9 protein-coding genes and 1 pseudogene are annotated in these 7,963 nt (G+C 57.5%); all 10 read left to right on the top strand.

Annotation, left to right across the window (positions count from 1 at the left end; translation table 11 throughout):
• A pseudogene (locus EOA13_RS38845) lies at nucleotides 1-128 on the top strand (capsular biosynthesis protein CpsI); the annotation flags it as partial.
• Between the two features lie 97 nt (nucleotides 129-225).
• Nucleotides 226-1,056, top strand: a complete 831-nt coding sequence (locus EOA13_RS21610; RefSeq protein WP_164780244.1) for a glycosyltransferase — start codon at nucleotides 226-228, stop codon at nucleotides 1,054-1,056.
• Nucleotides 1,053-2,321 carry a hypothetical protein gene (locus tag EOA13_RS21605; RefSeq protein WP_127295735.1) on the top strand — a complete coding sequence of 423 codons (1,269 nt, stop codon included), beginning with the start codon at nucleotides 1,053-1,055 and terminating at the stop codon, nucleotides 2,319-2,321. The genes EOA13_RS21610 and EOA13_RS21605 overlap by 4 nt, the downstream gene beginning before the upstream one ends.
• A complete protein-coding gene (locus tag EOA13_RS21600; protein ID WP_164780242.1) occupies nucleotides 2,314-3,090 on the top strand; it encodes a class I SAM-dependent methyltransferase in 777 nt (258 codons plus the stop codon). The genes EOA13_RS21605 and EOA13_RS21600 overlap by 8 nt, the downstream gene beginning before the upstream one ends.
• Nucleotides 3,091-3,095: 5 nt before the next feature.
• The gene (locus tag EOA13_RS21595) at nucleotides 3,096-3,905 is read left to right on the top strand and encodes a methyltransferase domain-containing protein (protein ID WP_127295731.1); all 810 of its coding nucleotides are present in this window, start codon (nucleotides 3,096-3,098) and stop codon (nucleotides 3,903-3,905) included.
• A complete protein-coding gene (locus tag EOA13_RS21590; protein ID WP_164780240.1) occupies nucleotides 3,883-5,040 on the top strand; it encodes a glycosyltransferase in 1,158 nt (385 codons plus the stop codon). The genes EOA13_RS21595 and EOA13_RS21590 overlap by 23 nt, the downstream gene beginning before the upstream one ends.
• Nucleotides 5,037-6,179, top strand: a complete 1,143-nt coding sequence (locus EOA13_RS21585) for a glycosyltransferase family 4 protein (RefSeq protein WP_127295727.1) — start codon at nucleotides 5,037-5,039, stop codon at nucleotides 6,177-6,179. The genes EOA13_RS21590 and EOA13_RS21585 overlap by 4 nt, the downstream gene beginning before the upstream one ends.
• A gap of 57 nt (nucleotides 6,180-6,236) precedes the next feature.
• Nucleotides 6,237-6,671, top strand: a complete 435-nt coding sequence (locus EOA13_RS21580; protein ID WP_127295725.1) for a hypothetical protein — start codon at nucleotides 6,237-6,239, stop codon at nucleotides 6,669-6,671.
• A 140-nt stretch (nucleotides 6,672-6,811) separates the two neighbouring features.
• Entirely contained in the window at nucleotides 6,812-7,069 is a 258-nt protein-coding gene (locus tag EOA13_RS38840; protein ID WP_245490446.1) for a hypothetical protein, read from the top strand.
• A 21-nt stretch (nucleotides 7,070-7,090) separates the two neighbouring features.
• Entirely contained in the window at nucleotides 7,091-7,870 is a 780-nt protein-coding gene (locus tag EOA13_RS21575) for a DUF977 family protein (protein WP_245490445.1), read from the top strand.
• The last annotated feature ends 93 nt before the right edge of the window (nucleotides 7,871-7,963 follow it).

The raw sequence follows: 7,963 nt of genomic DNA, 5'->3' as shown, positions 1-7,963 counted from the left end.
ACGTGCCCGATACCTTCGCCGACACCTCGGCGCTGGAGCAGGCGGTCGGCTACCGCCCGACGACGACAGTGACCGAAGGGGTGGGGCGGTTCGTCGAGTGGTACCAGGCGTATTTCGGGCGGGGATAAGGCTCGGCGTTTCCCGGCTGATCCGCGCTGTTCCATGATCACGTAACCAGGAGCAGATGGAATCGATACGGCTCGCAAACAGGCAGTCTGCAATCCATTGCAGTCCCAGGCGCTATTGAGCGTCTGCATCCCCACGTTCAATCGGCGGGATCGCGTTGCGGCGCTGGTTCAGCAACTGCTGCGTACGGACTGCCCATTGCAGATATGCGTCCACGTCGACGGTTCGACCGACGGAACGAACGAAGCGCTTGCGGAAATCGCATCTCGCGATGCCAGTTTGGTGGTCACCACCGGCCCGAATGACGGCAGAGGCCGCGCGATGTTTTCGGCGATTGCTTCCGCCACTGGCGACTATTGCATGGTCTTCGATGATGACGACGATCTCTTCACCGATCGCTTGCCGGAAGTCTGTGAGCACCTCTCGCAGAGAAGTGTCGATGAGAAGATTGCGGGTTTTGTGTTCTCGATGGCTCTTGGCCACCCAGAAACGGCAGCAGAGCCGTTTCCGTCGGAACGGACAAACCTGATAAAGATGCGGGCCGACGAACGGGTGGTCGGCGACAAGAAGGAGGTCATCAAAACTCCTTTGCTTAAGCGGGTTGCCGTGCCCCCATCGGGGCGATTCCGCCGTGTTCCAACATCTCTTCTCTGGTCCAGATTGGCGATCGAATACGACGTTATCTGTGTCAATGTCGAGATTGGACGAAAACGATATTTGCCGGAGGGTATGACGGCAAGGATTCGGCTTCTTCAGCGGCAAAATGCATACCCGATGTTGTTGCTGAACTTGAACTACATCAAGGCGTTCTGGCTAGGACGATATCGGTCGGTTCGGTTCCTGGGCAAGGCGGTTCTTGCCTGTTTGAGCTTTGGTGTCTTGAGTTTCCCGTTCTTGCTCAAAAGATCATTCGTGCGGGTGACTTCATGAAAGAAGCCAGCCTGTGGAAATTGGTGGAAGCCATCGTAATACGAATTGTTCCTGGTCTTCTGAACATAGCGACGTTGCTGTACATCGGCAGCCATCTGGAGACTGGACAGTACGGTATTTTCAGCACGACGATTGCAACAGTTTTATTTATTTCGACACTTGTTTTTGGAGTCGCGACCTATTCGATAATGCCGGTTTCCGCAAAAATGCATGCCGCGGGAATGGGTAGAGAGTACGTATCGTCCATTTTGACCGTGCTGGCAGTTGTGGCGTTGTTTGTCGTCCTGGCTGGACTGGCACTGACGTGGCTGGGATTTGGCAATGCCGTTGCCGCGACCATCATCGTTTCTTTCGGCTTGCACACCGCACTTCAAGAGATTTTGAGGTCACAACTGCGTTTGTGGGCGTACGGTTGGTCGGCGATTGGCCAGGCCGTCGCATACCAGGCAGGAGCCATAGTCCTGCTTGTCGGAGATGCGAAAGTAGGCTCGGCTCTTGCAGCCTTTTCGCTCAGCTATTTCGTCGGAGCGCTGATTTCATTTGCCTTGCTGGGACCTTGGAATCTGAGACGGCCTGGCTTTTCCTATCTTGCCGGGTCTCTGGTCACAGGCTGGGGATTTGTGTTGAGCAATCTGGCCGAGAGCGGCGTGTTTGTCGGCATTCGATACATTGTTTTGTTGCTTGGCTCCGAGACCCATCTCGGTGTCTTCTCGTTTTGTTTCGATCTTTCACAACGGTCCGTCGGCTTCTTCATGAATGCGGCCAGCTTCGTTTTCGTGCCAAGGGCGTTTCTCAGCGCCGCAAATGGAAACGTCAGGGAGTTTCGGCGCGGACTGTTTGAGGGAGCGGCCATCGCACTCATTTTTGCGACCGCGGCGGCGGCCGGAATAGTTGGCCTGTTTTTCTCGGGCCATGCATCCGGGTGGCTGGGGAAGTCTTTTGATCCTGTGGTGTTCGGGATCGTTTCTTGTGCTGTTTTGGTCAACAGAACGAAAAAAGTGATCATCGATCCGTTTGCGCTTCGGTCGAGCAAAACGATGACGTTGACCTACTCCTACGCGGTAGGGGCGTTGGCTTGCTGTTGTCTGGCGGCATTGGGCCTTTGGTGGCGGGTGCCGCTTGGCAGTGAAATGGCATTTTTGTTCGGATATGTCGTTGCCGCTGCCTGTTCCTTTTTCGCATTGAGGAATGTGATTGCAGACCAAGGGCCTGGTGCGAAACAGCGCACCGTTTTGGTGGTCGGGCCGGATGCCAGAAATGAATGAGAAGAAAGCATTTTACGACGAGAAAAACAGGCGCATCGTCCATGTCGGCACGGTGGCTGATGACGACTATTGGGATTCTCACTGGGCCGAAGGGATTGTCTTGAGGCCGGATCGCTTTGTCGTTGAAACCACCAAGCGATATCTGACCGGATCGGCCAAGGTCCTGGACGCTGGATGTGGCTTGGCCAATACGGTCCATGGCCTCCACCAGGCAGGCTTTTCCGCCTACGGGATCGACTTCGCGCAGAAGACCGTGGGGATGGTGAACCGTGCCGCGCCCCATTTGCAAGTGACCGTGGGGGATGTTCGAGCAACGGGCTTCGCGGACGAATTCTTCGATGGGGTGTGGTCCCTGGGGGTGATCGAGCACTTCTTCGACGGTTACGATGAGATCGCATTGGAGATGAGGCGCATCATCCGGTCAGGAGGAGTTGCCTTCGTGACAGTGCCGAGCATTTCTCCTCTCCGACGGCTGAAGATAAGAATGGGTCTCTATCCCAGGTTTTCAGGTGAACAGGCCGGATTTTACCAGTTCGTTCTTGAGCCGTCTTCGATTGTTTCCAGTTTCGAACAGCACGGCTTCAAGCTTCGGGGATCACAGCCAAGGGGAGGCTTCAAGGGGCTGAAGGACGAGACATTTTTCTCCAAGCCGATGCAGGCCTGGTACGACAGCAAGAATGGAATCCTGAGAGGTTTGCGTGCTGCCGCGGACCGGTTGCTCGGCCCATTTTCGCATCATACGCGGCTCTACGTCTTCCACAGGATATAGCGCGGATGTCAAATCCGAGTGGGCGCAGATCGCCAGACGAAACCGGTGGTGAAGCAGTGTCGATATTGCGAAAGTTTGTTCGCGCGAATGTGGCCATTTCCGAGTTCCTGGACAGTGCTCTGCCGCGGCGCCTTCGCACCGACGGCAACCGGACCTTTGCGACGGAGATAGCACCTCCCTTACTTACCTCAAACGCACGGGTTTACGATCTTGGCGGGGGTGCCAGGCCGTTCGTCAGTCTTTCGGAGAAGCGGCGCCTGGGGCTTTTTGTCGTTGGGCTCGACCTCGACGCGGAAGAGTTGTCGAAAGCGCCACGCGGAATATACGACGAGGAGATTGAAGCGGACCTTACCTCGTTTAGGGGGAGGGGCGATGCTGACGTCGTCATTTGCCAGGCAACGCTCGAGCACGTCCGTGATGGCGAGGGTGCCCTGCGCGGCATTGCCAGTTGCGTGAAGCCGGGAGGCATGGTTGCCATTTTCTCGCCCTCGCGCAACGCCGTTTTTGCCAGATTGAATCGGGTCCTGCCGGAGGGGATGAAGCGACGGCTGCTTTTTGCGATCTATCCTGAAAAGGGCATAGGTCATGACGGGTTTCCGGCCTTCTACGACAAGTGCTTGCCCAGTGACGTCGAGACAATCGCAAAACGGAACGACCTGGAACTTGTCGAGCGCCGTCTGTTCTGGAAAAGCTCCTACTTCTATTTTTTCGTGCCGGCCTTTCTTGCCTGGCGCATCTGGTTAGGCGTTTCGGCCCTGTTTCTCCGCAAGGATGCCGCTGAAACCTACGCCTATGTCTTTCGGCGAAAACAGTGAGTTCCCGCGGCTCATGAAAAGAAAGCTCGCGCTGATCGCCATTCCGCTCGACAGAAGAGGCGGTGCCGAAACCATCCTGAAACTTGTTGCGCGCGCACTCGCGAGGCGACCCGATTGGGACGTCGAAATCGGCTTCTTGGGTAGCCAGGCGGCGGGCGAGGCCGCTGGATCACACCAGGACGGAATTCGGTGCAGCTACGGCTTTGGCGGCGGCAAGGCCATGAGCGAGTTTTTGCTCGCCCCGCGGCTTCTCCGGCGTCGGTACGATTTGGTGTTCTCGAGCCACGCACGGGTGAACTCGTTTCTGGCTGCCGCTCGAAGCATTGGACTACTCCGCAGCCATAGGCTGGTCGCCCGCGAGTCCACGGTACTTCTGGATCGCTTCAAGGGTCCTCGCGCGCTGGCTTACAAGGCGCTCTACGCTGCCTATGGCAGCCAAGACATGATAGTCGCGCAAACGAGCTATATGAATGAACGCTTGCGTGACGTATTGCCCCGGCGAGCAATCGCCAAGTTGTGTACTTTGCCCAACCCGGTCGACGACGATCTCATCGTCAAAATGTCCATGGAGGCATTGTCCGGGCACGACGACGAGATACTTTCCCGCCGTCCACAGATAGTCTGGTGCGGCCGGCTGATTGATGTGAAGCGTCCGACGATCGCGGTTGATGTGCTGGCCGAAGTCAGACGAAGGACCGGCGAGGATTATGGGCTGACCATGGTTGGCTCTGGCCCCATGGAAGCGGAGTTGAGAGCCCGCGCCGGCAAGCTTGATCTGGCCTCGCGACTAAATCTGCTCGGCCAGAGAGACAACCCGTTTCCGCTGTTTCGCGCAGCGCGTGCCGGCATGCTCACGTCGGCGACGGAGGGATTTCCCAACGTCCTTCTGGAAATGATGGCTTGCCGGATTCCCGGCATCGTCACCACCCCCTGTGCGGGAGATCTGGACATGCTGTCGGGCCTGGAGATTTCAGCCGGCTTTGGCGCGTCGGAAATTGCGGAAGCACTGCTGAAGGTCATTCAAGTCGGTGATCGGTCGGCCTTGTACGGAAAGACCTTGTCGGAAAGATCGCCGGATCGGTTTGCGGATATGCTGTTGAGAGCGCCGTCGTCATATCCGGGTGGGCAGAGATGACGGCCGTTGCTCACAACAAGATACTCGTCTCGATAAACACATCCTGGAATGTCGTCAATTTCCGCAAGGGACTGATCGAGGCGCTGCGGAGCCGTGGCTATGACGTGGTCGTCGTCGCGCCGAGAGACGAGTATTCTCCGCTGATTGGGGCCATGGGCTGCCGCTATGTCGAACTCGACATGGACAATTCCGGCACGTCACCGTTGCGGGATTTGGTCCTTCTGTGGCGCTACTGGCGTCTCTTGCGGCGCGAGAGACCGCTGGCGTTTGTCGGCTTCACGATCAAGCCCAATGTGTTCGGCTCCATCGCGGCCAATCTGAACGGCATTCCCGTTATCAACAACATTTCGGGATTGGGGACGGCGTTCGTCCGCGGTGGTCTGCTGCTCAGGATTGCCAAGGCCTTGTACCGGGTGGCATTGGCCCGTTCCAAAATGGTTTTCTTCCAGAATGACGATGACCGGATGCTGTTCGTCGACGAACGCCTGGTTCGCAAGGATCGAACCGCGCTTTTGCCTGGCTCCGGGATCGACCTCGTGCGTTTTGCCCCGTTGTCCGAAGCGCGCACCGGGTCTGGCGCCATCGTCTTTCTTCTCGTGGCCCGGCTTCTCTGGGACAAGGGTGTCGGCGAGTTCATCACGGCGGCCCGTCGGGTTTGCCGTGAGGTGCCCGGAGTGCGTTTCCAGCTACTCGGCTTTCTTGATGTCGAAAACCGGACCGCGGTCAGCCGCGAGCACGTGGAAAAATGGGTTGGCGAGGGATTGGTCGAATATCTCGGCTCCACCGACGATGTGCGGCCTTTCATGCGTGCCGCCGATTGTGTCGTGCTGCCCTCCTACAGGGAGGGAACGCCGCGCTCGCTGCTCGAGGCGGCTGCGATGGGCAAGCCGCTGATCGCAACCGATGTGCCAGGATGCAGGGAAGTGGTGGACCACTCCGTCAATGGCTTCCTATGCAAGGTGAGGGACCCTGATGACCTTGCGAGCAAGATGGTCGAGTTTGCGCGGCTGGACGGCTCGTCCAGGGACAGGATGGGGGCACAGAGCAGAAACAAGGTCGAGCGGCAGTTTTCGGAAACGATCGTCATCGAGAAGTACATGCAGCAGATAGAAAGACTGAGCGCCCTTGCGACGAAATGAGCGGACCGGCCGCACAGGGTCGGATGGAGGACGGTTTTGTCAGTCAGGAGCATAGCGTTGCTTGCCGTCGTGGCTGTTTTGTTTGGTGTTGGCTTTCTGGGCATCATCGTGATGCAGAGGGGCGGCCCGTCCCCCGCGAAGCCGGTAGCCGAGCTCAAGCCGTTTGACGGCAAGCTCGCAATCCCATCGGTCGATGATCTGCGCGTCGGCGGTCGCAAGATCCTGCTGTGTGGAGCGGCGTTTTCCAGGCCTCAGGCTATGCGCCTCCTGGTGACGGAAGCGGCGCGCCGAGACTACCAGGGGCTCGTCCTGGCCTGCAAACCTGTCGGTGCCGGAACACCTTGCGACGGCAAGATCGCCTCCAGGGTTGGCGATACCCTTGTTGTGCAGTGCTTGACGGCCGAGGGCGAAGATTTGGCCACCATACTTACGCAGGGCGGAATTCTCTGCGGCCAGCCGGTTCAGGCCGGCGCAACGTACAAACCTTGCTGAGCAGGTCGCCAGTAAAGACCCGAGCCTCTTGCGGCGAAGCGAGTGGGTCTTGTTCTCAAGCTGGCCGGCTGCCCGTATTTGGGTATTTATGGGTCCTTTCTTGGGTATGTCGGTTCTTGAATTTTTGGGTATTTTTGGGTATGGCTCTGAAGATCGGCTCCTTGCAAATTACCCCCGAAATCCTTGCCTTGGTCTCGGAGATCGACGAATTCAAAGGGGCTTGGCGAGCGCTGGGAGCGCTCGCGCCACAGCGCCTATCGGCTCTGCGCCGCGTTGCGACCATCGAGAGCATTGGCTCTTCTACCCGTATCGAAGTAAGCAGGCTCACTGACAGCGAAGTAGAGCGGCTGCTCGCCAACCTCGACATCAAATTCTTTGAATCCCGAGACGAGCAGTAAGTCGCCGGATATGCACAGGTCATGGAAATGATCTTTGCGCATTTCGATGTGATTGATCTGACCGAAAACCACCTGACACAATTACACCGTGACCTGCTGGAGTTCAGCAACAAGGACGAGCGCCATCGCGGCGCATATAAGACACTCGCCAACAATGTCAGTGCGTTCGATGCCGAGGGGAAAGAGATTGGCGTCATCTTCGATACGGCGACGCGCTTCGAAACGCCGAAGCGGATGAAGGAGCTTGTCGAGTGGACTCGCAACACACTCAGCGAGCAAAGCTTGCACCCTCTGCTCGTCGTCGCAATCTTCACGGTGGTGTTTCTGGAGATACACCCATTCCAGGACGGGAATGGACGGCTGTCGCGCGTTCTGACGACGCTCCTGCTGATGCGCAACGGATACGTGTATGTGCCCTACTCTTCACTCGAAAGCGTGATTGAGAACAGCAAGGAAGGCTACTATCTGGCGCTACGCCAGACCCAGAAGACGATCCGCAGCCCGAACCCCAATTGGCAGCCATGGGCCGTGTATTTCCTGCGCGCTCTGCAGCAGCAAAAGCGGAGGTTGGAGAAAAAAATCGAGCGGGAACGTCTTGTGCTCGGCACGTTGCCCGAACTCTCTCTGCAAATTGTTGAGGCCATCAATGAGCGTGGGCGCATAACCATCAGCGAGATCGTCAACCTGACAGGCGCAAACCGAAACACCGTCAAAAAACACTTGGCCATTCTGGTCGAAGCGAACCATCTGGCCCAACATGGAACCGGCAAGGGAACGTGGTACGGCCAAAATAGGCGGTAAAGGCTCCAAGTCTGAGGTACGTCGACTTGGTGAATTGGATCGAGGTGGGGGCATGGAGCCAGATCTCTATGGCCGAGAGATGAGGAATGGGTA

Source organism: Mesorhizobium sp. M7A.F.Ca.US.011.01.1.1, from assembly GCF_003998295.1.
Classification (GTDB): domain Bacteria; phylum Pseudomonadota; class Alphaproteobacteria; order Rhizobiales; family Rhizobiaceae; genus Mesorhizobium.
The sequence above is the reverse complement of the archived record's forward strand: the minus strand, read 5'-3'. Positions and strand labels throughout refer to the sequence as shown.

Excerpts from the sequence above, each read along its gene's own strand:
- EOA13_RS21590 (WP_164780240.1), top strand. The coding sequence starts at position 3,883 with ATGTCTTTCGGCGAAAACAGTGAGTTCCCGCGGCTCATGAAAAGAAAG.
- EOA13_RS21575 (WP_245490445.1), top strand. The coding sequence starts at position 7,091 with ATGGAAATGATCTTTGCGCATTTCGATGTGATTGATCTGACCGAAAAC.
- EOA13_RS21595 (WP_127295731.1), top strand. The coding sequence starts at position 3,096 with ATGTCAAATCCGAGTGGGCGCAGATCGCCAGACGAAACCGGTGGTGAA.
- EOA13_RS21605 (WP_127295735.1), top strand. The coding sequence starts at position 1,053 with ATGAAAGAAGCCAGCCTGTGGAAATTGGTGGAAGCCATCGTAATACGA.
- EOA13_RS21600 (WP_164780242.1), top strand. The coding sequence starts at position 2,314 with ATGAATGAGAAGAAAGCATTTTACGACGAGAAAAACAGGCGCATCGTC.
- EOA13_RS21585 (WP_127295727.1), top strand. The coding sequence starts at position 5,037 with ATGACGGCCGTTGCTCACAACAAGATACTCGTCTCGATAAACACATCC.
- EOA13_RS38840 (WP_245490446.1), top strand. The coding sequence starts at position 6,812 with ATGGCTCTGAAGATCGGCTCCTTGCAAATTACCCCCGAAATCCTTGCC.